The organism is Streptomyces sp. NPDC046866 (assembly GCF_040704625.1).
GTDB lineage: Bacteria > Actinomycetota > Actinomycetes > Streptomycetales > Streptomycetaceae > Streptomyces.
Genome location: NZ_JBEYXN010000002.1, coordinates 144653 through 167892, shown reverse-complemented (window position 1 = coordinate 167892; position 23240 = coordinate 144653). Strand labels below are relative to the sequence as shown.

Sequence of the window (23240 nt, the reverse complement as noted above, 5' to 3'; positions counted from 1 at the left end):
TGTAGGACGTACCGGCAGGTCACATGGGCCGCGCGCGCTTCTCCCGCTTGACGGCCCGCAACACCACGAACCGCGGTTCGCTCGCGGCGACTTCACTGTTGCCGAAGAGGCGGCGCAGGTGCGTGTGGTAGCCGAGGTGGCGGTTGGCGACGATCCACAGCTCGCCCCCGGGCCGCAGCGCCCGCCGCGCCTGCGCGAACATCCGCAGCGCCGTCGCGTCCGTCGTCGCATGGTGGGAGTGGAAGGGCGGGTTGCTCAGGACGAGGTCCACCGAGCCGGCGGGCAGCATCGCGAGCCCGTCGCCGACGAGGAACTCGGCCCGGTCTCGGCGGCCGCCGCGGACGTTCGCCTCGTACGTGGCCCGCGCGGAGGCGACCGCCTGGTAGGACTCGTCCGCGAACACGACCTCCGCGTCCGGGTCCGCCACGGCGACCGCCGTGCCGACGATGCCGTTGCCGCAGCCGAGGTCCACGACGCGGGCCCCGGCCGTGTTGTTCGGGATGCTCTGGAGGAAGAAGCGGGTGCCGACGTCGAGGCGGTCCGCGCAGAAGATGCCGGCGTGGTTGACCGCGGTCAGGCCGGCGCCCGAGCCGGCGTCCCGGTCGAGGGTGTACGTGAGCGGCCAGGTGCCGGCGGCGGGCGCCTGCGGGGCCGCGCCGCTCGCGGCCACCTCCGGCGTGCAGAAGATCAGCCGGGCCTTCTTCTCGGCGAGCGAGGTCCTGGTGGGCCCGAGGATCCGCTCGAACAGGTTCAGCGTGGAGGTGTGGATCTCCTTGACCATGCCCGTACCGACCACCACGGTGCCCGCGTGCACGTGCGGGGCCAGCCGCAGCAACTGGTCCTCCAGCAGCGCCAGGCTCTTGGGCACCCGTACCAGCAGCACGTCGATCCGCTCCGGCGGGGGGTCCTGCGTCGTCAGCAGGGTGACGGCGCCCTCGGCCGCCCCCGCGCGCCTCAGGTTGGCCTCCGTGGCGGCGCGCGTCAGGTACGAATCGGTGATCTGGGTCGGCCGGTGGGCGGCCAAGGCCGTCACCAGCGCCCCCCAGCGGTCCCCGAACACGGTGATCTGCCCGGCCCCGGACAGGTCCACCGGGCCGCGCTCGCCCGTACCGGAGTCCAGGTGGCGCAGCAGGTACTCGTCGGCGGCATCCCAGGCGCGGAGCCGGTCGCGCGGGTCCTCGGGGAAGCGGGTGAGCTCGTAGGAGCCGAAAGGCGTGGTCAGACGGTTCATCGTGCCCCCCAGGCTAGCGGAGCCGGGACCCCGGCCCCGCACACGCGGTGCGGGGCCCGCCCCACCGTGCGGGCCCGGGGCCTACTCCGGGAACTCCCCGGCCATCGCAGCGGCGAGCCGCAGGTACGGCGCCGCCTCGGCGGCGCGGCCCTGGCGCTCCAGGGTGCGGCCCAGCATCAGCTGCGCGTAGTCCTCCACCGGCCAGCGCTCCAGGATGGCGCGCAGCTCCCGCTCGGCGCGGCCGAGCTGCGCGGAGTGGTAGCAGGCGCGGGCCAGCAGCAGCCGCGGCGCCAGCTGCTCGGGGGCCTCGGCCGTCACCGACTCCAGGACGCGGGCGGCCGCCGCGTAGTCCTTCGCGTCGAAGAAGAGGCGGGCGCGCGACCAGCGCTCGGCCGCCGTCCCGTGCTCGTAGTACGCCGTCGGCGCGCTCATCGTGTCCCTTCCGCCGTTCGGGTGCTGCGTCCGCCCCCTCCAACACGTGACAGCAGCTGCGCATTCCGGGGAACGCCGGGGCGGGGACGGTACTAGGTTGGGGGTATGAGCAATCTCGATCGCCAGCCCGCACTCTCCGCCTGCGGAGGCCGCGGATTCGTCGTGGCCGAACCCGTGCGGGAGCTCCTGTCGCCGCGTACGGTCAAGCTCGGTGAGTCCACCGAGGTCCGTCGACTCCTGCCGAACCTGGGCCGCCGCATGGTGGGCGCCTGGTGCTTCGTCGACCACTACGGCCCGGACGACATCGCCGGCGAGCCCGGCATGCAGGTCGCACCCCACCCCCACTCCGGGCTCCAGACCGTGAGCTGGCTGCACGAAGGGGAGGTGCTGCACCGCGACAGCGTGGGCAGCCTGGAGACCATCCGGCCGCGCGAGCTGGGCCTGATGACCTCCGGGCGCGGGATCAGCCACTCCGAGGAGAGCCCCCGCTCCCACGGCCGCCTGCTCCACGGCGCCCAGCTGTGGGTCGCCCTCCCGGACGCCCACCGCAACGTGGAGCCGCACTTCCAGCACCACGCCGAGCTCCCGCACGTCACCGCCCCCGGCCTGTCCGCGACGGTGATCCTCGGCACCCTGGACACCGCCACCTCCCCGGGCACGGCCTACAGCCCGATCGTCGGCGCGGACATCACCCTGGCGGCGGGCACCGAGACCCGGCTCCCGCTGGAGCCGGACTTCGAGTACGCCGTGCTGTCGATGTCCGGCGAGGCCCACGTCGACGGCGTCCCGCTCCTGCCGGGCTCCATGCTCTACCTGGGCTGCGGCCGCCCCGACCTCCCCCTGCGCGCCGCCTCGGACGCCTCGGTGATGCTCCTCGGCGGCGAACCCTTCGAGGAGGAGATCGTCATGTTCTGGAACTGGATCGGCCGCTCCCACGAGGAGATCGCCCAGGCCCGAGAGGACTGGATGAATGGCACACGCTTCGGCGAGGTAAAGGGCTACGACGGCGCTCCGCTTCCCGCTCCGGAGCTCCCTCCGACCCACCTGAAGCCCAGGGGAAGGGTCCGTTGACCTGCTTGTTTGTGTGGGGCGAGGGTCGGGTGCGGTGCGCGCTCCCGGCCCTCCGGTTTCGACTTCGCAGGGGAGGTCGCCGGAGACGGTGCGAGAGCCTGCGGAGTCGACATTCGAGTCTCACGTGTTGCACGCTGTCACCAAGTTTGGTCGAACCAATGCTGACCCTTTGCCGACTTTACTGACTAGTAGTTAGATTTGGCTGCCGGTCAGGCAAGCCCTCTTGCCTACGAAGGGCAGGGGTGGCCGCCGCTGCGCCGTCGGACCCCTACGGTCGTGACTTCGGATCCCCGGGCGTGCGACGCATGGATGAAGTGTGCGTGGCGGCTCTTGTGCACAAGTGACAACACCTTCGCCTGCCCAGTCTCCCCGCCGGACGGTGCCGCAAGCCGGGTGCTCGTCGGAGGCCTGCGGCTCTGAGGTAACTGGACGTTCGGGTCCACCGGTCAGGCGCACCCGCCATGGTTTCACGCGGAGACGCCCTGGCGGCCTTGAGCCTGGACATGCCCTAAAGGAGCACTTGACGGAGCTGGGGCGGGGCCTGGACGCCGGGCGCGCAGCTCGCCGAACCTGCCACCTTGGCTTAGTCGCCCAGAGCCGGCTCTGGTGCAACTTGTTTGGTCACGCTGAGTCCGCAAGGTGCGTGTGCGACGGGCTTGGTGCGCCGTCCGCCGGGACCGGGTGGGTACGCGAAGCGACTCCGGCCCGAGCGGGCATGCCGTCTCGCCTACGGCAAATCCGGGACGTCGCCGAGCAACAAGCCGGCGACCGGGACGTCGCCGATGACCGAGGCGGTTTGCGGGACAAAGGGGAACGGGATCGAGCCGGAGCAGCTGCAGGACATGCGGACCGCGTTCCTCCTGTTCGACAAGGACGGCAGCGGGTACATCGAGCCCTCCGAGCTCAAGCGCACTGTCCAGAGCATGGGCCAGAACCTGTCCGACAAGGACATCGCGAACATGGTCAAGGAAGCCGACATCGTCGACGAGGACGGCCGGATCGGGTTCGAAGAGTTCGTCGTCATGTCGAAGGACAAGGACACGTCGAAGGAGTCGCAGGCCGAGGCCCTCGACAAGGCCTTCAAGGCGTTCGACCGCGACGGCTACATCACCAAGGACGAGTTCCTACACAAGATGCTGAACTGACCATCCCTCACCGCACAGGAACCCCTCTGGCCGTGTGATGACGCACGACCGTGCCGTGCCACTCGCCACGTCTGACCTGCCGAAGCGTGCCGGGACGGCACCGCCATCCGCACACTGCCGGCCCGCCACGCTCCTGGCCTGCGCCCGGGCCGCCCGGGGTGCCAGGCGCGTGCCCGGCCCGGCCCTCGGCGGTGAGCGGCCCGCCGAGGCCAAAAGGACACGGGTCGTGGGCTGGTGCGGCCTGGGCCTCGGCGTCTGCCGCCTCGGCGCTGGCGAGCAGCTGGTCAGGGGCCGCGCAGCTGGGTCGGCGCGGCGCTGCGGCGGCTGTGCGACGGCCCGGCGGGGACGCCGAGGCATCCCGGGACGGCCGTAGCGCGCTTGTGCGGTGCGGCCTGGATCCGGTGCGGTCGTTCGGACGCCCTGCCGGTCTGCCGCCGGATGAGGCCAGGGATTGTCGCGTTCTTCCAGAACGACTCCCGTAGTCACGACGAAACGACTCCCGCAGAAACCGACACAGCCAGCACGGCCGCTTCGCCGAGAACTTCACCCAGTAGGCCTAGCCGACACCGCCACGCGCAAGCCCGGCCATGCGTAAGCTCGGCCGCACCAAGTTGCTCATCACGTTCTGCGTCACGCGCGGGCCTGTTCGGCTTGGGGAACCACTGTCATCGGCACACAGCACCGGCAGAAAGATCGCCCAGTGAACGCAACGTATGACGCAGTAGTGGTGGGAGGAGGCTTCGCTGGGGTCACGGCAGCCCGTGACCTCGTCGACCGCGGACGCTCCGTCGTGCTCCTCGAAGCGGGAACACGCATCGGCGGCCGCACGTACACACGTCCGTTCAAGGGACAGGAGGACCTGACTGTCGATCTTGGCGGCAGCTGGGTCAACCGTGAGCTGCAGCCCGAGATCCGGCGCGAGATCGGTCGCTACGGTATCGCGCTGGCCGAGGACGCGATGCCCGCAAGTGCCGCATTCATCACCGACGGTGTCCTGCGTTCGTTCCCAGTGCCCGCAGGCGAGATCGCGGACCTGGAGCGTGTCGTCGGGCACCTGAGGGACGCATCGAAACGGATCGCACCCTCCCAACGCCTCAGCAGGCAGCCGATCCGCGACCTGGACGTCTCGGTGGACGATTTCATGGCCCCCCTCCAGCTGGGACCAGCCACGCGGGACCTGGTCTACGCGGCGCTGGCCTGGTACGCCGGAGCGGATCCGCGCAAGGTGTCGATGCTCGGCTTCATTGCCCAGACAGCCGGGTTCGGCCACAGCCCGTACGGCTTCTTCGGCGCGCTGACGGAACGCATCGTCGGCGGCGCCGAGACGCTGCTCGACCGCATGGTCGAACAGTCCCGCCTTGAAATCCGCCTGGACCACCACGTCGCGCAGATCGAGCAGGGTGAGGACGGGGTGACGGTCCGCACGCGCCACGGTGAGTGCGTGCGGGCTCGCTCGTGCGTCGTGGCCGTGCCCACCAACGTCCTTCGCCACATCGACTTCCGGCCCGTCCTAGCCGGCGACAAGCAGCGCTTCCTCAAGGAGAACCACGTCGGCCGCGCCACCAAGCCTTCAATGCTGGTGCGGCACGTCCCGGCCCGGCCGTTCGCACTCGGCCTGGGCACCTTGCAGGCTCTGTGTCTCGGCCACGAGTACCCTGACGGTTCGTGCCTGCTCATGGGCTTCGGCGGGGAACGCACCAAGCTCGACCTGAGGAATCGGGAGCAGGTCGAGGACGCCGTGCGCGAGTACTACCCCGAGGCCGAGGTGCTGGCAGTGGACGCCTACGACTGGAACGCCGACCCGCTGTTCGACGGGACCTACCGCATCGACCCCCCTGGCGAGGCGTACGACTTCCTGCGTGCGATGAATGAGCCGGAGGGACGTGTCGTGTTCGCCGGAACCGATCTCGACGACTCGGTCTGGCGCATCTGGATCGAGGGCGCAGTGCACAGCGGTCGTCATGCGGCTGATGAGGTCAGCGTCATCCTCGCCCGGTAACCCCCCTCTCACCTCCTGGAGCACCTGCACCGTTCGCTGCGCCGGCGGGATGTGTTCGTCAAGCACGGTGACTGCTGGAGGTGCCCCGCGCGAAGCTACTGGCCGGGGACAGATGCCGCCGTGCCGAAGGTGCTCACCGCGCTCGGGCTGGAGAGCGAACCGGCCGGACACCTTGCAGAACTCGCCCCCGCCCTGGATGCGGCGTATGTTCAGGTCGCCTCCGGCGCCGGAGCCGCTGCTATTGCGCGCACCGAAGACCGAGGACGAGACCCGTACAGTCCGCAGCGTTCCGGCCCGGAGCCACCATTCATGGTTCCGGGCCGGAACGCTGCGTGGACGCCGACCAAGCGGCTGCGCGCACGGCAACGACCGCGCCGCATCACAGCAAGCGAATATCCGGCAGGGTCCGCCGTGCTGGCTGCGGACCGTGCGTCAGGCGGACAGGTGCCCGAAGAACAGGCTGCCGGGGACATCCAGGTCCGGCGAGTGGAAGAACTCCCTGATCGCGCGGATGTACTCGTGGCGGCTGATGACGCCGTCACCGTCGGTGTCCAGCCGCGCGAAGGTGTCCATCGCGTCCGGCGCCTTGCTGCCCCACAACAGGTCCAGGAACTGCTTGAACTCCGCCTTGCTGATGGCGTTATCGCCGTTGGTGTCCGCGATGTCGAAGATGGCGTGCGGGATGCACTCCATCATGTTGTAGCGGCTGGTGTCGACGCTCGCCGCGCGGTTGGCGTGGGCGAACTGCTCCCGGTCCAGGCGGTCGTTGCCGCCCGCGTGGCGCAGGAGCTCCGTCCAGTACATCTGGTACGCGATCGTCAGCGACTGCGCCTTGCGGTCCTTCTTGTCGATCTTGTACGCGCTGAGGTAGCGGTCGATGATCCGCTGGTAGTCGCTCCAGTCGACGTAGCCGTCGTTGTCGGTGTCGGTCGCTTTGAACAGCGCTTCAAGCTTGAGAGTGATCGGGTCGGTGGCGGTAGTGGTCATGATTGCCCTTCCGGGAGTGAGGTCGTGGGGCGCTCTGGCGCGCCCGCCACGAGGCTAACCACAAGATCGCTGACAAGAGCTGCTAAATAGCTGCTTGTGGGCAAATAACACCAGGTAGGGTGATTGTTTTGGACTTTTTGGTCTACGCTCCCCAGTCGATCAGGTATCGAAGCGGACTGGTGCACTGGCCGGCCGCGCGTGGCGGCGGCACGAGGCCACCGCTACGGGCCCCAGACCGGCTCGAGCTCTGACCAGGAGGGACACAGGGACGCCCCTCGTGCTCCGGATTCCGCGGGCGAAGGTCCTGGTGCACGCCCTGGAACGTTGCGGCGAGCGAGGTCGGCAAGCTGTATGCGAAGCCGATCGTCGGCCCGGGGCAGCCTGCGCCCGCGGTGTTCGGCATGAACGAGCCTGTGTTCGTCCCATGGTGTGGTGCTCTGTCGCTGCCCACACCGGGCGAGGCCTGGTGTAGGCGGCGACAGGTGAACAGATGCTGATCTGATGCTGCGTCAAGGGAACACTAAACTGTGCTGCACTCCCTGTCGGACGTGAGTCGTTCTTGTCACCGGACCCGGTGTTCCGGTGTGTGGCGTGGTCGAGCGGCGATGTGCGTGGTCACTGCCGGGAGTACAGGCGCCCGTCCGACCACAGCAGGTCTGCGCGGCCCCAGCGTGCTGCCGCGCGCACGTCGGGGAAGAAGCCGTGTCCCTTGTCGTTGGCACTGGTGTTGCACAGCACCGGTACGCCGCTGAGCTGCTCGTACTCCGTGAGAACCGCCGCCAGCAGCGGGTTGTCGCGCTCGGTCACGGTCTGGAGCCGGGCCGTGCCGTCGAGGTGGACGACGGCCGGGATCTTCTCGTGCCACGCGGGGCGCACCGCGTGGTCGAAGAGCATGTACGGGTCGGGGCAACCGGGGGAGAAGATCTCGGGTGCCCGGTGTTCCAAGCAGATGGGGGCGACCGGACGGTAGTCGGCGCGGCTCTTGATGTCGTTGAGCCGGTCCTTCATTTTGGGGTCAGTGGCCGGGGCGAGGATGCTGCGGCCTCCGAGCGCGCGAGGCCCCAACTCGGCCCGCCCGTTGAGGACGACGACCGGCTCCGCGGTCTCGTGGAGCACCTTGGCGAGCCCGGCGGCGTCGCACGGCTCCCATGTCCACCCCTGCACGTCGGTCACCGGCAGCAGCCGCGGGCCGCTGAACACGCCCCAGTCCAAAGCGGTTCTGCCCTCCTGACAGACCATCTCCGCGACCGCCGTGCCGATCGCGGCACCGGAGTCGTTCGGGAACGGCGGAATCCATACCTCGCGGAAGAGGCCGCTGGTCCGGATCAGACTGTTCCACTTGATGTTGAGGGCGCACCCGCCCGACATGCAGAGATTCGGGCTGCGCACGTCGGGAGCGAGCTCCGCCATGCGCTTGCGCACCGCGGTCAGCAGCCTGGTGCCGAGATAGCCCTGGAAGCTCGCGATGAAGTCGGCGTCCGAGCCGCCAGGCCACACCGCGGCACGGTGGTCGCGGAACCACTCGGCCAGTTCGATCCCGGTGTCGAAAGTGAGTGGAATGCGGTCCAGTTGGGTGTCGAAGAACCGGTACAGGTCCGGCTCGTCCCGTCCCAGGGCGGCATACGCCATTGCCTTGCCCGCGACGTCGAGGTTCCGGGGTACCGCGGCATTGCTGATCTCCTGCTGGTGCTGTCGCGCCGCGTCCGGGGAGCGGAACGGGTCCCACTGGGCGCAGTAGTCGGCGAAGGCGTTGCCGTAGACGGGGAAGAGGGGACCCAGGCTCCGTACCTGAAACGGCGAGGCGTCCACCCGGTACAGCCGGGGAACGGTGCCGCCGTCCCAGACGATCGCCAGTGCGGACTCGCCGCGGGCGGCGAACGGGCTGGTGCAGTAAGCGCCGAGCAGGTGCTGCGTCACGTGGTGATAACTGGCGTACGGGGTGACGCCGTCTCCCAGCGGCAGGCCGGCGAACTCGTAGCGGCTCAGCGCCACCCCGGAGGCGGCGTCCTCTTCGCTGTACGGTGCCACCTCGAGGGCTAGGGGCCGCCCGTGGTGCGTGACCTCCCGCAGGATCGGTGCGGGCTCGCCCGGTGCCGCCATCCACCCGTCGACCGCCACGGCATCGAGGTCGGACAGTCCCACGCCCTCCCCGGCCAGTACTTCCTCGACGACTTCCAGCCGATCCAGCGGCTGGAAGCGTGGGTTGCCCGCCAGTTTCTCCATCTCGATGCTGCACAGCAGTTTGCCGTTCTCGATGACGGCGACCCCACCGTCATGGGTGAGCTTCAGCCCGCAGATCAGCATTTCATATTCTCTCTTCTTTGAGGTGTCTCTTCTGCGCCCCCCGTCCCGTAGGCGAACGGGTGGATTGTGAAATGGCTTTTCAGGCTTCACCAAGGGTGGGTTCCTCAGTTCCCCTTGGGCTTCCGCAACGGGGCAGCAGCCTGCCCCCGCAACGCTGACCAGTGGTCTCAGCGGTGGCCGGAGGCTTACAGCGGTGTGCCCGTGGGCGCATGCTTCATGCCCCGGGGTTACACGATTCGCCCGACCGGCCGAATATGACTAACCCGGATGCTGTGCTGCTCCGAGGCTCTTTCTGTGGCGGTTTCGGATATCGGCCCAGCATGCCCGGCAGTCTTCGGGAATCGCCACTTCTGATAACGGCCTCACATTCGACAGCACGAAGGCGGCACCCGAAATGACGACAACCGATGTGGCAAGCCTCTACGAATACTTTCCGTTCCCGTCCCCGGCGGAGGACGCTCCGCTCATGGACATGATCGCCGACCAACTCCCCTTCGTCCTGCGCGACTCGGGACTGGAGGGCTGGGAGGTGCTCGATGCCGGGTGCGGCACCGGCTCCATCCTGCTGGCGCTCGCCCGGCGGTACCCCCGGGCCCGGTTCACGGGGGTGGACGCCTGCCGCCGCTCCATCGAGATCGCGCGGCGGAGCGCCGAGTGGCACGGGGTGACCAACGTCGAACTCGTGCACGGCAGCATGCCCGAACTGGACCTGCGGCGCCGGTTCGACCTCGTGGTCTGCTGCGGAGTCCTGCATCATCTCCCCTCACCGCGGGCCGGGTTGCAGTGGCTCACCGAGCACATGGCGAACGACGGATTGATCCATCTGTGGCTGTACGACGCGGTCGGCGAACACAGCCGGATGCTGGACCGGGAGCTCGTGCGACTGCTCACGCCGCCCGGCAGCCACGAGGGCGGGCTCGCCACGATCCGCGACCTCGGACTCGAACTGTCCCTCGCGGACTACGGCTTCCCCGCCGGCTGGACCGGTACCCCGCTCACCCCTGCCGAACAGGACGTCGCGGACGCCGACGCCTACCTCAACCCCGTCGTCCACCCGATGCGCTTCGCCGACATGCCCGAGCTGTTCGCGGGCCTGCCGGTGACCTGGCTGGCCGCGGACCGCGTCTACCACCCGGGCGGCATCGGCCTCGTCGACCTCGCGGGCGAGGAGGCGGAAACCAACGGTGGCGCGGTATTCGTGCGCCCCGAGGACCTCTTCGACCGACCGGCCCTGCGGCACCGCGTCCGCGAGTTGGGAAACCTCGACCGACTGCGGGCGATCGAGCTGCGGCTGCGGCCCACCGGCTTCGAGGTGCTCGCCGGCCGCGGCGCCGGCCTCGACCGCTGCGTACCTCGCATCGCGGGCAATCTGCTGCCGTTCGGCGACGGTCCGGGACCCGGCGCGCGCTGAGCGCCGGGCATTCACGTACGCTCTCTCGACGCCGCGTCAGACACGAGCGGTGGAGACCGGTGTGTTGAGCAGAGCGCGGGTGTGGGCGGCGGCGCGGATGCCGGTTTCGACGGCGCCGTCCATCCACAAGGCGTTGTAGCTGGTGGAGGTGTCACCTCCGGCGAAGGCGATGCGTCCTTCTGGGGCGCTGATGGCGGGCCCGTGCGTGGTGAGCCAGCCGGGGCGGTAGGCGATCCAGGTACCGCGGGCGTAGGGGTCGTGGTTCCAGTCGTGGCTGTGCACCGCCTTGACACGGGCTGCGGGCGCGTAAGCGGCCAGGGCCTTTTGCGCCCCGCCCAGGGTGTACAGGTCGGGGGAGGCCACGGGGTCACCGAAGCCGGTGAGCAGGCTGCCCTGGTCGGTGACCCTTTCGGTGCGGATCCACTGGAATCCGTCCGGGCTTCCCGCGGCGAAGAAGTGCGGCTCGGGCAGGCCCTCGGCCAGCAGCCAGACCTTGGCGAAGTGACCGGCGTGCCCCTGGGCGGTGACGGCCTGCTTCGCGGGGTGCAGGGCCGGGCTGAAGTCGATGCCCTGCCAGCAGTTCAATGGAGTGGCGACGATCGCGGTGCGGGCGAGGAACCGCTCCTCGGCGTCGGTGATGACCTCGACGTGGTCGGAGGTCTGGGCGACACGGCGAACGGGTGAGGAGAGGTGGACCTCGGCGCCCGCATCGGCGATGAGGGCGCCCAGGAGTGCCTTCGTCCCGTCGCGGAAGCTGTCGAGGACATCGAGGGCCAGCGTCTGCTGCGCGAAGGGGGTGTAGCGGCTGGCGATCTCGCCGAGAAGGTACAGGGCGGAGATCTCGTCGGCGGGGGCCCCGTAGTGCACCGACGCCTGCTGACTGAGCGTGGCGACCACTGTGGGGGACAGGCCGAGCGTGCCCAGGTACTGGCGGACCGACACGTCCAGCGGACGGGTGCGGTCGGGGACGTGGAGGTAGGGGAGAGTGGCCTGGGCGGTCTCGGTGATGCGCCGGACAGCCTCATTGATTTCGGCACCGTAGCCGGGGGGCAGGGCCTGCGGGTCAGTGTGGCGCATGCCGTCGATGATCAGGCTGCTGACGGTCGTACTGGGGCTTTGGACGACGGGCAGGTGATAGCGGTCGGCCTCGGCGTAGATGTGGCGGAAGGTGTCGCGGCGGCCCAGCCACATGCCGCCGAGGTCGACGGCTGTGCCGGTGCCGGGGAAGGTACAGGTCCAGGTGCGCCCCCCGAGGCGGTCGCGGGCTTCCAGCAGCACCACTGAATGCCCGGCTGTCCCCAGTTCGCGTGCGGCGGTGGCGCCGGAGATGCCGCCGCCGATGATGATCACGTCGTGCATGTGTGCTCCTGAAGGGTCGGCCGAGGTTTCGGCGCGTGGTACGAAGCGGCTCGGTCGCCTCGCCGGGGTCAGGGTGCGGTCTCGGCGCGCACCTCGGCGGCGATCCGGTCCCAGGCCAGTCGCACGTGCCGCTGTCCGGTGGCCGGCGCGCCGATGGCCATGCGCAGCAGTACCCGGCCGCCGGCCTTGGTGTGGGTGAGGTACAGATCGCCGGAGTCGTTCAGCCGCTGCATCACCCGCAGCGTGGCCGCGTCCGCCTCCGTGGCGGACAGCCGAGGCCACAGCGGGCGAAAGCAGACCAGGCCCAGCGGGTGGTGCGGGTGCAGGTGGAACGCCGTGTCGGCCTCGATCCACCCGGCCAGCTCCCGCGCCAGGCCGATGCCGCTGCGGATGTGTGCCCGCAGCCCCTGCGCGCCGTACCAGCGGATCACCGACCACAGCTTGAGCGCTCGGAAGCGGCGGCCGAGCGGGATCTGCCAGTCGCGGTAGTCGATGACCTCGCCGGAGGCGGTGGCCTGGTTGCGCAGGTATTCGGGGAGGACCGAGAGCGCGCCCACCAGCGGTGCGCGGTCGGCCACCCACATCGCGGTGCAGTCGAAGTTGGTGAGCATCCACTTGTGCGGGTTGGTGACGTAGGAGTCGGCGTACTGGGCCAGTCCATCGTTGAGCCACCGCAGTTCCGGGCACACCGCCGCCACGCCCGCATAGGCCGCGTCCACGTGCAGCCAGGCGCCGTTGTCGCGGCACACCGCGCCGACCTCGGGAACCGGGTCGATCGCGGTAGTGGAGGTGGTGCCGACGGTTGCGCACACCAGCAGCGGAACGGCACCGGCCGCGCGGTCCTGGGCGATCATCGTCTCCAGACAGGCCGGGTCCATGCCCAGGGTCTGTTGATCGACGTCCACCACCCGCACGGCAGCCGCGCCGATCCCACAGATCCGTGCGGCCTTCACCAGCGAGGAGTGGGTCTCCGAGCTGGTGTAGATCGTGTACCGCGCGGTGATGCCCTCCCGCCTCGGCTTCCCATCGCCGGCCCGGTGCAGCGCGGCGACGACTGCCACCAGCGCTGCGCTGGACGCCGAGTCCTGGATGACCCCGTTCCCCCGGAACGTGTCCGGCAGTCCCAACAGGTGCACCAGCCAGTCCATCACCCGGGTCTCGAGCTCGGTGCAGGCCGGACTGGTCGCCCACAGCATGCCCTGAACGCCCAGCCCGGACGAGAGGAGGTCGCCCAGAATTGCCGGACCGCTGGCGTTGGCCGGGAAGTACGCGAAGAACGAAGGATGCTGCCAGTGCGTGATGCCGGGCAGCAGCACCCGGTCCAAGTCCGCCATGACCCCCTCGAACCCCTCACCGGTCTCCGGCGGGCTCTGCGGCAGCGCGTCCAACACCTCACCCGGTACGAGCTGGGACCGCACGGGGTACGACTCGATCTTCTCCTGGTAGGCGGCGATCCAGTCGATCACCTGCCGGCCGTAGCGGCGGAACTCATCGGGCGTCATATGCCCACGCACGACACTGCTTCCCGACACCGTACTCCAAATGATTGGCGTGGATTCCCAGCCCGACTCCCCTAGAGTCGGGCTTTTTTCATACCGCAGCGCCCGGCGATCTGCGCGGGAATGGCTGCGGTGCTCAGTCAAGCACCCCTGGGCGAGAAGACAGAGCCAAAAGGCGGGAGTTCACCCTATTCGGTCGCCTGACGAGGTCGCAGGTGCCCGGCGTGGGATCCCTCAACCGGGCGCCCCGAGTGGAAGAGTTTCTCGTGCGCAGCGTCCTTAAAACACTGGAACGGGGGATGGGTGACCAGCCATGACTCCTGCGAATGAGCACCGCGCGGAGACGGGAGGACGGATTGACGAGCCCTGTGCTCGGCGGAGGAGAGAAATTACGCAGGCGATCCGCAGGGCGGGCGGGCTCAACTCGCACCCGGTGACCTACAGCGCAGAGGAAGACGAGCTGTGGGGCACGATGGTGTCGAAGCTCAACGCCATGCACTCCCGCGTCGCCAGTTCGCGCTACCTCCGGGCCAAGGAGCGGCTGCCGCTGCCCGTCACCCACACGCCCAGGATCGACGACCTCGGGCGGCGCCTGAACAACCTCACGGGGTTCCGTCTGCTCCCGGTCGACGGGCTGGCCCCGGTAAGGGACTTCTACGGGCGCTTCGGCGACGACATCTTCTCGACGACCATGTATCTGCGTTGCCCCAGCCAGCCCCACTACAGCCCCGAGCCCGACATGCTGCACGAGCTCATCGGTCATGTCGTCATGCTGGCCGACCCGCAGTTCGCCGATCTCTACCGGCTGTTCGGAAAAGCAGCGAACAACGCCACTTCCGAGCAGGACCTCCAGGAGATCAGCCAGGTCTTCTGGTTCACGATGGAGACAGGTCTCGTGCAGGAGGACGGCCGGACCAAAGCATACGGAGCGGCCCTCCTGTCATCGAGCGGAGAACTTGCCAAGCTCGACTCCTGCCTGGTCGAGGAATTCTCCATCCAGGAAATGATCGCATCAGATTACGACATCTCCACTTACCAGGGGCGGTTGTTCATCGCACAATCCGTCGAGCAAATGGTCAGTGAAGTCCGCTCCTTCTTGGTGCGTGCTTGAAATCGAAATTTCTTCATGCAGGGCCGGGTGTCGGCGGAGGTAGCTCGCGGGGGTGCATGTATATCTCGGATTTGCACTCCAATTGCATGCAGGGAAGGCGGTGGCGAATCCATGACCACGACGAATGTCGGCAGCCGGTCATACGACATGGGAACTCAGGTGCACGACCCAGCCGCGGTGCGGCTGGTGGAGATCACTCTGGGGTTCTGGATCGGGCAGGCCGTGGGTGCGTTCGCACGACTGGGCATCGCGGACGCGTTCGCCGGTCAGCACCGGACCGTGGATGATCTGGCCGCCCGAACCGACTGCGATCCCCGAGGGCTGTGCCGGCTGCTGAGTTCGCTGACCGGTGTCGGAGTCGTCCGTGAGGTCTCGCCCGGCGTGTTCGCCCTCGGCGAGCTGGGACAGCTCCTCCGCACCGACCACCCCCAGTCCATGCGAGACCTCGCGGTGCTCCAGAGCCGGCCGTGGATGTGGCGGGTCTTCGAACAGCTCCAGCACGCGGTCTCCACCGGTGGCGCCCCCATCCAGGACGTCCTCGGCGCCGACTGCTACTGGACCTGGCTGCACGGTCGGCCCGAGGAGCGGCAGGTATTCGATGCCGGGATGGTGTCGGTGGCCAAGGCTCTCCAGATCCCCACCGCACTCTCCTACGACTATCGAAACGTACGCCGGATCGTCGACATCGGCGGTGGCCTCGGGCAGGTGCTGACTGCGATCCTCAACGCCAACCCCCACATCGACGGCACACTCTTCGACCAGCCGGCCACCGTCGCCGACGCCGCTCAGGCACTGGCGGACGCGGGGCTGGCAGACCGGTGCTCCGTGGCGGGGGGCGACATGTTCCAGGCCGTACCCGCAGGCGGCGACACCTATCTGCTGTCCTTCGTGCTGATGGACTGGGACGACGAACACGCGGAGCGGCTGTTGCGCAATGTGGCGGCCGTGCTCCCCGTACGCGGGCGGGTCTTGGTCCTCGACTGCCTGGCGGACCACCCCACCGACACCGGTTCGTCGGGGCACCCCTTCCACATGGGTCGCACGGTCGACCTGTTCCAGATGTGCATGGGCAGCGCCCGGGTCCGCAGTCGCGCGGAGTTCGAAGAACTCTACGCCCGCGCAGGCCTGCGGCTCCATGCGCTTCACCTGCCGCAGGCACCGGTTGGCCTGATGGAGGTAGTCCCTGGCTGAGAGGGCGCCCCGTTCTCCTGTGAGCGTCCGCCGGGGGAGCGGGTGATTCGTCGGGCAGCGGCGTGGTGCGGCGTCATCGCCGCGGCGGCATGCGGTCGAGTGCGGGATCAACCGCCTCAAGCGCCACCGTGCCGTCGCCACCAGGTACGACAAACTCGCCGTCCGCTACGAAGCGACCGTGCTGGTCGCAGCCATCAACGCCAACTCGCTCGGCACAGGTTCCCCTTTGCTCGAATTTCTGTGACCCCAGCCATCATGAGGAAGATCCCCGGTTGGGATAACCGGGGATCCTCTGGTAAGTGGGCACGGCTACGCAGCCAGGTCCATGTTGAGGATCTTGGCTGCCTGGCCGATCGAGCCGGGCATGAGGTGCCGGTAGATCTTGAACGTGATCTCCAGGCTCTTGTGGCCCATCCACTCGGCGACGTCGGTGATCGGGATGCGGTGGGCGAGGCAGTTTGACGCGAAGAAGTGCCTGCAGCCGTAGATCACCATGCCCTCGGGGACGTCGAGGGCGCCGGCGCGCTTGAGTCTCTGCCACCTGTTCTGGAGCAGGTACGGCTGCTATGCGCGGCCGGAATCGTGGGGGTGGCGCAGGAGGTAGCCGTCCACCGTGCCGTACTTGTCGGCGTACCACTCGACGGTCTCCTTCACCCGGGCGGGCAGGGGTACGTCCCGGTACTCGCCCGGTCTGCGGTGCTTGAGGCGGTCGTACTGCTTCGTGGTCTGGTTGACCTGCTCGGTGACGCGGTAGACGTCGTCGGCCACGATGTTGTTCAGGTTGACACAGGCCGCCTCCGCGTTGCGGAGTCCGCATCCGCTCATCACGTCGATCAGCAGGGTGAAGGTGTCGTCGCCGGCGACGCGCAGGGTCCGCAGCTGCTCGGGGGAGGGGATGACGGCCCTCTTGGGGTCGTAGACCGGTGCCTGCACCCCGAGGATTGGGTTCTCCTTGAAGAGACCGAGCCTGTGGGCGTCGAGCAGGATCGACTTGAGCTTGTCGAAGGCGTTCGACTGGGTCGCCAGCCCGACGCTGTTCCGCTCCATCGTGCGTATGAATCCGTCGACCACCCTGTGGTCGAACGTGTTCATCCGACGGCTGGAGAGCGCCGGGAAAATGTGGTGCTGCAAGAGCGAGTCGAGGTGGCCGACCGAAGCCGGGGCGAGGTGGCGTTGGCCCTGCTTACCCGCTCTCTTCGAGACCGCCTGACGGCGGCTCAGAGGCTGATGCGCACTGCCCACCGGTGGTGTGCGGAACGAGGCACTCCGAACCTCTGGGTATGCTGCTTTGATCACGTATGCGCATGACAAACAGACACGTCGACGGGGGGCTCCCGCGTGGGATTCGACGAGGAGTGGGCCCGTCTGCGGGCCGCGGCAGCCGCACAGCGCACCGCCGCACCGTCTGAACCGGCGCAGCCACGGCAGGGCAACCCGCCACCGGCGGAGGCCTTCGAGGCCGCCGGCCCGCATCCGGCAGCGGTGGCATCGGAGGCGGACAGCAAGAACGCCGCCGCGTACGCGCGCGAAGGGGTTCTCGAACGCCTGGCGGACTTCCGCAGCCGGGTCCTGCTGGTCCCGCTCGACGAACGCGGCGGCCTGTGGACCAGCCCGTTCGGCGGCATCGACTGGATCTGCGCCTTCACCGGTGAGGAACACCTCGCCCGGTTCGCCGAGGCCCGCGGCGAGACGGACCGGGAGTGGCCGTACCGCAGGCTGGTCGGCGCGCGGATCCTCGACGAGGTCGTACCGGCCGTGGACTTCCCGTGCGGCGTGGCCTGGAACCCGGCGGGACCCGAGGGCATGGTCTTCCCGCCCTTGCGCGGATTCGTGCCCGACAAGGCGGCACTGGACGACGAGGGGATGCAGTGAGCGGCGACGGCGCGGACCTGGACGTCTCGAAGCAGGCACTGGGACAGATAGCCCAGGGCATCACAGAGACGCTGGGTGAGCTGAAGGAACTGGGCATGGTGGGCTCGGCCAGCATGGGTCGGGGCTTCTCCGACATCGCACTGTCCGGCATGGAAACCGGGCACGACGGGCTGACAGCCACCTTCAAGACCTTCTGCGAGCGCTGGGAATGGGGCGTGCGCTCACTGGTGCAGCAGGGCAACTCGTTCGCGGCGAACGTCGGGCTGTCGGCCGGCGTCCTCCACGAGCAGGACCAGTACATCCAGGGCGCCTTCAAGGTGCTCACCAATTCGGCGATGGGCAACCCGTACGCCTCCGAGAAGGACGTCATCGACAAGGACTGGGGAGAGGTCCTCTCCGACAACCCCTACACGCAGATCCGCGACGCCGACTACAGCAAGGAATCCTTCGACCGGGCCGCCGAGAACAGCAAGCAGGCCTGGAAGACGGCGATCCACGACGTGAACGACTCCGACATGCTGCTCGGCAACCAGGTGATCAACGCCGCCGGGCTGCGCGACGAGGTTGACGCCGCCGTCGACGACATGATCGGGCCGGCCCCGCAGAAGGGCGGCCGCTGATGCCGGACTGGGGAGGCCTCCTCGACCAGGGCCTGGGCAAGCTCGAGGACGGCTGGGACGCCACCAAGAAGGTCGTCGGCGAAGGCATAGACAAGGCCACCGACGGCATAGGCGAGGCCCTGGAGTACGTCGGCGCCGACGACTGGGCGGACAAGGTCGAGGACTGGGGTGACGACGTCGCCTCCGACCTCGGCGCCTCCATCAGCGAGCAGCAGCTCGGCCAGACCGAGCAGGCCGATGAGCTCGTCCACGGCAAGCCCTCTGCGATCCGCGAGGCGGCCAAGCACCTCAGCGACTTCCAGGGCGGCTTCGACCGGGTCGGCCAGGGCATGAAGGCGCTGGACTCCAGCCACTGGAAGGGGCAGGCGGCCGACACCTTCCGCGAGAAGTTCGCCATGCATCCGGCGGAGTGGATGCACGCCGCCGACGCCTGCGAGAAGGCGGCCGGCGCCCTGAACCGGTACGCCGAGACGGTGGAGTGGGCCCAGAAGGAGGCCCAGCGCGCCATTGACCTGTACAAGGCGGCCGTCAAGCAGGCCAAGGACGCCCACGAGAAGTACGTCTCCGAGGTCAAGGCGTACAAGGCGGCCGCCGAGGCCGGCAAGGACCCCGGCACGGTCCCGGTGCAGTCCGTCGACGCCGGAAAGGCGGACGCCAAGCGGGCCCAGGAGATCCTGGCGGAGGCGCGCAGGCAGCGCAACGACGCGGCCGGAGACATCCAGAAGGTGCTGGAGGCGGCGCTCGCCCACGCCCCGGCCGAGCCGCCGCCGTCGGAGCGGGCGCTTTCGGGGATCGCCGACTACTACGGCGCCCAGGCGGTCGAGCTCAACCACTTCGTCGGCGGCGTGGTGAAGGGGACCGCGGGGCTGCTGAACTTCGCCCGCGGTCTGAACCCCCTGGACCCGTACAACCTGACCCACCCGGCCGAGTACGGGCAGCACCTGAACATGACGCTCGCCGGCCTCGTCTCGACGGCCGCCCATCCCGAGCGGATCCCGGGCGCGCTCATCGACAGCTTCAAGGAGGACCCGTCCGAGGGGCTGGGACGGCTGGTGCCCGAGCTGCTGGGCACCAAAGGGATGGGCGCGGCGAAGGCGGGTGTGCGGGTTGCGGAGACGGCCGCCACCAAGGCGTCGACCTGGTCGAAACTGGCACGGCCGGCAAAGGGCGTCACCGAGCGGCCGGCCATCCACGCCGACTCCGTCAGCGCCAAGCAGGCCCAGAAGTTCCTCGACGAGGAGTACCCGTGGATCAAGGACATGAACAACACGGGCAAGCCGGGCTACGAGTACAACTGCACGCACAACGTGGCGACCCTCGACAAGAGGCTGGACGGGGTCGAGGTCTCGGCCGCACCCAAGCACGGCCCCGGTGACATCCCGTACCAGGAGCTCGGCGTGACGCCGGCCGCGAAGAAGGTCGTCAACAGCTACGACGACATCATCAAGGACCTGGAGGCACGCGGCCCGGACTCCCGCAGCGTGGTCGCCATCTCACGCCACGGCATGCCGGGCCACGTCTTCAACGCCGTGAACACCCCGCACGGCGTGGTCTTCCTGGACGGCCAGACGGGAACCCTTGCCAAACTGGAGACAGCCAACATCAGCGAGATCGCCCATGTCCCCTACCGCTAACCCCGTCAGGAATCAGCAATGCGCACGATGAACGAGGCCCTGGAAGCGGCACAGGCGTATCTCGAGCGGGTGTACGCCCACGAGCCGTGGTCGGTGGTGCTGCGTCCGGAGCACTCGGAGGACGGCCCGCTCGCCTGGACCGTCCGCTACGACCTGCAGCCGCCGGCCGGGGCGGCGGCGACCCCTCCTCCGCCGACGAGCCCGGTGCTGGTGCCGAAGGACGGGTCGGCCGTGCGGTTCCCGCCGTCGCACCTGCCGACGGACGAGTACCTCGCGTACGTGCGCCACGGTGGCTGGGAGACTGCCTCCTTGGCCCGGACGGTCAAGGCGCTGCCGTGGCAGATGGCGTTGCAGTGGCTGCTGTCCACTTACGGAGGGCTGGTGGAGCTGGCGTCTGTCGAGCCGGTGGCGCAGGACGCCGGGACGTGGCTGTTCGCCTGTCGGACCACCGCGCAGCCCGGGTACCCGCGGACGCCGATGCTGGCCGCGTCGCTGGTCGTACCCAAGGACCTGGGCGAGCCGTTCCATCCGGCGGCCGACGACCCGTGGGGGGACGCGGCGGCGTACACCCGCGACGGGGAGGAGCGGGATCCGCAGGAGCAGGCGCGGCGGCTGAACTCCCGGGGGTGTGTGGTGACGGTGGCGGCGGCGATCGCCGGCGCGCCCTCGACGCCCCTGCCCTGGCAGCCGGTGCACGAGGCGCCGGGCTGGTGGGAGCTGTTGCTGCGCCGCCACTTCCCGGCGGCGGAGCAGCTGCGGTGCGCGAGCTGGGACGAGGTGATCCGGCGGGCGGAGGAGACCGGCCCGGACACCCAGGGCGTGGTGTGGGTGCGGCGGGCCGTCGGCGGGGTGGAGGCCAGCGGCCACCTGCTGTACGCGCACAACAACCGCGGCACCGTTGTCCTCCTCGACGGCATGACGGGAGGCCTCGCCCGCCTGGACACGGCCGGCTTGAAGGAGCTGGTGTTCGCCCGGATCCGCCCCGGCGGCGGCCCGGAGCGCGCCGACGACTTCGCGGCCGCCCGGCTCAAGGCGGAGCAGTGGGTGGGGCGCACGTACGCCGACCCGGTGGAACTGGTGGCGCCGGACCCCGGCGACGAGACCGCCCGCGGATGGCTGTTCGCATGCCAGAGCTCGGCCGCACTGCGCGGCGGGGACTGGCGGCAGGCGATGCTGGACGCCGCGGTGGTGGTGCCGAAGGGGCCGGAGGAGCCGTTCCTGCTGCCGAACACGGACCCCTGGGGTTACCTGGCCGCCTGGGACCGCGGTGAGCAGGCGGGTCCGACACCGCCGGCCGCGCCGAGGGCCGCCTGGTTCGACTCCACGGTGCAGCAGCTGGGCCGGGTGCTGGAGGTCTCGGAGTACGCGACGGTCACCGACTCCGTGCAGGCCGTGGCCGCGCTGCCGCCGGGCGGCCGCGCTCTGCTGTGGGTACGGCGCCGGGACGCGCGGGGCCGCGAGAGCACCGGCCTGCTCCTGACGGGGCTGCGCACGGAGGCGGGCCGCGTGGGGATCCTCGATCCTTCGGCCGAGGAGCTGAGCAGCCTGGACACTTTCCGGGAATGCGGGGTCCGGGTGATCCGCTACCGCTGACGGGCGCGCAGGACGTGCGAGCGCGGCTGCCCTCGCACGTCCGTCGGTCCCGGGGGACGGGCCCGTGCCGTCCTTGCTCGGTCGTCGGTCTCAACCGACCGGCAGCTCATGAACTTTGCCGGAGCCAGCGCCGGGAACATCGACATCGCGGTGGCAAGCCGGGCCGCCTCGGGGCCATCGGGGTCGCCCGCCATGCTACGGAACGTCAGTTCGATAGCTCTGTCGCCGTGCCTCCAGACCGTCCAGCTTCCCCTCGGTGTTCGTGCGCCGGTGGACTCCACGAAACCGGCCACCACGTCCGCGCCACGGGCCACCGGGCGGTGCGCCTCGTCGAGCATCCGGTACGTCTTGCCGACGCCGGGAGCCGCGCCCAGACGCTCAGAACTTCTCGGGGAAGTACAAGGCCAGGACCAGATACCCGACCAGGCTGACCGCGACGACGATGCCTACGACGTTCTCCGTGCTCACCCGTACACCGTCTCCTCCGTGCGTCCTCAACCTCACCAGCCAACAGCAACGAAACGCTGAACGAAACGGCCCATACGGTTTCCTGACGCGGGTCGGCCGGGACCTTGACGGTGCATTGACGGCCGCTCCATCGAGGGGGTGAAGGCGGTGTGCGTCGCCCTCACTGCTCGTTGTCGCCGGCCTCGCCGTCGCACCGATACCCGGCAGCGCAGGGTCCCACCGTGGGGGTATGGGACCGGTGCGACCGCGTGCCGGTCACCCGTCGCACAACCCATGAGCCGTCCGGCTCTCCGGTGTGGGCATACCGGGGCCGGACGGCTCGCGCATGTGGGTCGGTCGCCTCGACGTCAGGTCACCGCGGTCGGGCAGCCCGAGGTCGAGCACGATGACGTCCGGCTTGCGCGCGGCCGCCAGCCGCAGGGCCGAGCCGCCGTCCGGAGCCTCTTCGACCTCGAAGGTGTGCGCCTGGAGATTGATCTTCAGCGCGCGGACGAGCTGGCAGTCGTCCTCCACCACCGGCACCCGGGTCATGGGTGTGCAGCTTTTCCTTCGATGCGGGCACGGTCAGGGAGCCGGTAATGCGCGGGCATCCGCGCCCTGCCGGCTCCCGGCCGTCGCGATGCGGAACATCAGCTCTCGGTCAGTGCCTTGAGGGCGGTGTTGAGTTCGAGGACGTTGACGCGGGGTTCGCCCATGAAGCCGAGGGTCCGGCCGGTGGTGTGGTCGGCGACGAGCTTCTCGACCTGCTCGGCGTCGAGCTTGTTCTGCTCGGCGACCCGCTGGACCTGGAGCTGTGCGTAGGCGGGGGAGATGTTCGGGTCGAGGCCGGAACCGGACGAGGTGACGGCGTCGGCCGGTACGTCCTCCGGCTTGACCTTGTGCGTGGCCGTGGAGTTGTCCGCGATCACGGCGTCCTTGGCCTCGGTGACGAGCTTCACGAGGTCGGGGTTGTCGGCGGCCTTGTTGGTGGCGCCGGAGAGGACGAGGGAGTACCGGGTGTTGACGCTGTTGGTCCCCAGGCCGTGGGAGGGGCGGGGCTGGAACCACCTCGGGTCCGGCTTCGCGGCCTCCTCGGGGTCGCTCGGGTCCTTCTTGGGCAGGTCGTACCTCTGCCCGATGAGGGAGGAGCCGACGACCCGCCCGCTCTTGTCCTTGATCTCGGAGCCGTTGGCCTTGTCGTGGAAGAGGGCCTGGGCGATGCCGGTGACGGCGAGCGGGTAGAGGATCCCGCAGACCACGGTGAGGACGAGCAGGGCGCGCAGGCCGGCCCCGAGCAACCGTGCGGTGTTGCCTACAGAGTTGTTCATAGCCGA

Annotated in this window: 20 protein-coding genes and 2 pseudogenes; 10 read left to right on the top strand and 12 right to left on the bottom strand. The window is 69.2% G+C overall.

Features of this window, described 5'->3' with window-relative positions:
- Window positions 1–19 precede the first annotated feature (19 nt).
- Both AB0953_RS04075 and AB0953_RS04070 read right to left on the bottom strand, forming a co-directional pair.
- Entirely contained in the window at window positions 20–1231 is a 1212-nt protein-coding gene (locus AB0953_RS04075; protein ID WP_366857819.1) for a methyltransferase, read from the bottom strand.
- An 81-nt stretch (window positions 1232–1312) separates the two neighbouring features.
- Complete coding sequence (locus AB0953_RS04070) at window positions 1313–1663, bottom strand: tetratricopeptide repeat protein (protein WP_366857818.1); 351 nt, start codon at window positions 1661–1663, stop codon at window positions 1313–1315.
- A gap of 105 nt (window positions 1664–1768) precedes the next feature.
- Here AB0953_RS04070 and AB0953_RS04065 point away from each other — a divergent pair, with 105 nt between their 5' ends.
- The 3 genes from AB0953_RS04065 (at window position 1769) to AB0953_RS04055 (ending at window position 5878) form a co-directional block, all read left to right on the top strand.
- On the top strand, window positions 1769–2734 hold the full coding sequence (locus AB0953_RS04065) for a pirin family protein (protein WP_366857817.1): 966 nt from the start codon (window positions 1769–1771) through the stop codon (window positions 2732–2734).
- Between the two features lie 782 nt (window positions 2735–3516).
- Entirely contained in the window at window positions 3517–3879 is a 363-nt protein-coding gene (locus AB0953_RS04060; RefSeq protein WP_366857816.1) for an EF-hand domain-containing protein, read from the top strand.
- Window positions 3880–4579: 700 nt separating this feature from the next.
- A complete protein-coding gene (locus AB0953_RS04055) occupies window positions 4580–5878 on the top strand; it encodes an NAD(P)/FAD-dependent oxidoreductase (RefSeq protein WP_366857815.1) in 1299 nt (432 codons plus the stop codon).
- A 432-nt stretch (window positions 5879–6310) separates the two neighbouring features.
- On the opposite strand, the gene AB0953_RS04050 is transcribed toward AB0953_RS04055, so the two are convergent.
- Together AB0953_RS04050 and AB0953_RS04045 are read right to left on the bottom strand one after the other, a co-directional pair.
- Complete coding sequence (locus tag AB0953_RS04050; protein ID WP_366857814.1) at window positions 6311–6865, bottom strand: EF-hand domain-containing protein; 555 nt, start codon at window positions 6863–6865, stop codon at window positions 6311–6313.
- Between the two features lie 615 nt (window positions 6866–7480).
- Complete coding sequence (locus tag AB0953_RS04045; protein WP_366858164.1) at window positions 7481–9259, bottom strand: carbamoyltransferase N-terminal domain-containing protein; 1779 nt, start codon at window positions 9257–9259, stop codon at window positions 7481–7483.
- A gap of 376 nt (window positions 9260–9635) precedes the next feature.
- Between AB0953_RS04045 and AB0953_RS04040 the strand changes: the two genes are divergently transcribed.
- Window positions 9636–10580 carry a class I SAM-dependent methyltransferase gene (locus AB0953_RS04040; protein WP_366857813.1) on the top strand — a complete coding sequence of 315 codons (945 nt, stop codon included), beginning with the start codon at window positions 9636–9638 and terminating at the stop codon, window positions 10578–10580.
- 36 nt (window positions 10581–10616) lie between these two features.
- On the opposite strand, the gene AB0953_RS04035 is transcribed toward AB0953_RS04040, so the two are convergent.
- Both AB0953_RS04035 and AB0953_RS04030 read right to left on the bottom strand, forming a co-directional pair.
- Window positions 10617–11939, bottom strand: a complete 1323-nt coding sequence (locus tag AB0953_RS04035; protein ID WP_366857812.1) for an NAD(P)/FAD-dependent oxidoreductase — start codon at window positions 11937–11939, stop codon at window positions 10617–10619.
- 68 nt (window positions 11940–12007) lie between these two features.
- Window positions 12008–13441, bottom strand: a complete 1434-nt coding sequence (locus tag AB0953_RS04030; protein ID WP_366857811.1) for an aminotransferase class V-fold PLP-dependent enzyme — start codon at window positions 13439–13441, stop codon at window positions 12008–12010.
- Window positions 13442–13751: 310 nt separating this feature from the next.
- Between AB0953_RS04030 and AB0953_RS04025 the strand changes: the two genes are divergently transcribed.
- Together AB0953_RS04025 and AB0953_RS04020 are read left to right on the top strand one after the other, a co-directional pair.
- Entirely contained in the window at window positions 13752–14549 is a 798-nt protein-coding gene (locus AB0953_RS04025; protein WP_366857810.1) for a phenylalanine 4-monooxygenase, read from the top strand.
- A gap of 111 nt (window positions 14550–14660) precedes the next feature.
- Window positions 14661–15740, top strand: coding sequence for a methyltransferase (locus AB0953_RS04020; protein WP_366857809.1), 1080 nt, complete (start codon window positions 14661–14663; stop codon window positions 15738–15740).
- 309 nt (window positions 15741–16049) lie between these two features.
- On the opposite strand, the gene AB0953_RS04015 is transcribed toward AB0953_RS04020, so the two are convergent.
- Together AB0953_RS04015 and AB0953_RS04010 are read right to left on the bottom strand one after the other, a co-directional pair.
- Complete coding sequence (locus tag AB0953_RS04015; RefSeq protein ID WP_366858163.1) at window positions 16050–16295, bottom strand: tyrosine-type recombinase/integrase; 246 nt, start codon at window positions 16293–16295, stop codon at window positions 16050–16052.
- Between the two features lie 9 nt (window positions 16296–16304).
- The gene (locus AB0953_RS04010; protein WP_366857808.1) at window positions 16305–16832 is read right to left on the bottom strand and encodes a hypothetical protein; all 528 of its coding nucleotides are present in this window, start codon (window positions 16830–16832) and stop codon (window positions 16305–16307) included.
- A 246-nt stretch (window positions 16833–17078) separates the two neighbouring features.
- Between AB0953_RS04010 and AB0953_RS04005 the strand changes: the two genes are divergently transcribed.
- Genes AB0953_RS04005 through AB0953_RS03990 form a run of 4 tightly spaced genes read left to right on the top strand, consistent with a single transcriptional unit; the run spans window position 17079 to window position 21459 of the window.
- A complete protein-coding gene (locus AB0953_RS04005) occupies window positions 17079–17612 on the top strand; it encodes a hypothetical protein (protein WP_366857807.1) in 534 nt (177 codons plus the stop codon).
- Window positions 17609–18232 carry a hypothetical protein gene (locus tag AB0953_RS04000; RefSeq protein ID WP_366857806.1) on the top strand — a complete coding sequence of 208 codons (624 nt, stop codon included), beginning with the start codon at window positions 17609–17611 and terminating at the stop codon, window positions 18230–18232. Before AB0953_RS04005 ends, AB0953_RS04000 begins: the two co-directional genes overlap by 4 nt.
- Window positions 18232–19866 (top strand): putative T7SS-secreted protein, encoded by a 1635-nt coding sequence (locus AB0953_RS03995; RefSeq protein WP_366857805.1) that lies wholly within the window; start codon window positions 18232–18234, stop codon window positions 19864–19866. The genes AB0953_RS04000 and AB0953_RS03995 overlap by 1 nt, the downstream gene beginning before the upstream one ends.
- An 18-nt stretch (window positions 19867–19884) precedes the next feature.
- Complete coding sequence (locus AB0953_RS03990) at window positions 19885–21459, top strand: YrhB domain-containing protein (RefSeq protein WP_366857804.1); 1575 nt, start codon at window positions 19885–19887, stop codon at window positions 21457–21459.
- 275 nt (window positions 21460–21734) lie between these two features.
- Here AB0953_RS03990 and AB0953_RS03985 read toward each other — a convergent pair.
- The 4 genes and pseudogenes from AB0953_RS03985 to AB0953_RS03970 all read right to left on the bottom strand — a co-directional run.
- Window positions 21735–21875, bottom strand: a pseudogene (locus tag AB0953_RS03985) (hypothetical protein); the annotation flags it as partial.
- Window positions 21838–21927, bottom strand: a complete 90-nt coding sequence (kdpF, locus tag AB0953_RS03980) for a K(+)-transporting ATPase subunit F (protein ID WP_366857803.1) — start codon at window positions 21925–21927, stop codon at window positions 21838–21840. The pseudogene AB0953_RS03985 and the gene kdpF, both read right to left, overlap by 38 nt.
- Before the next feature lie 360 nt (window positions 21928–22287).
- Window positions 22288–22458: pseudogene (locus tag AB0953_RS03975) on the bottom strand (response regulator); the annotation flags it as partial.
- Between the two features lie 98 nt (window positions 22459–22556).
- Entirely contained in the window at window positions 22557–23234 is a 678-nt protein-coding gene (locus AB0953_RS03970) for a potassium-transporting ATPase subunit C (protein WP_366857802.1), read from the bottom strand.
- Between the last annotated feature and the right edge of the window lie 6 nt (window positions 23235–23240).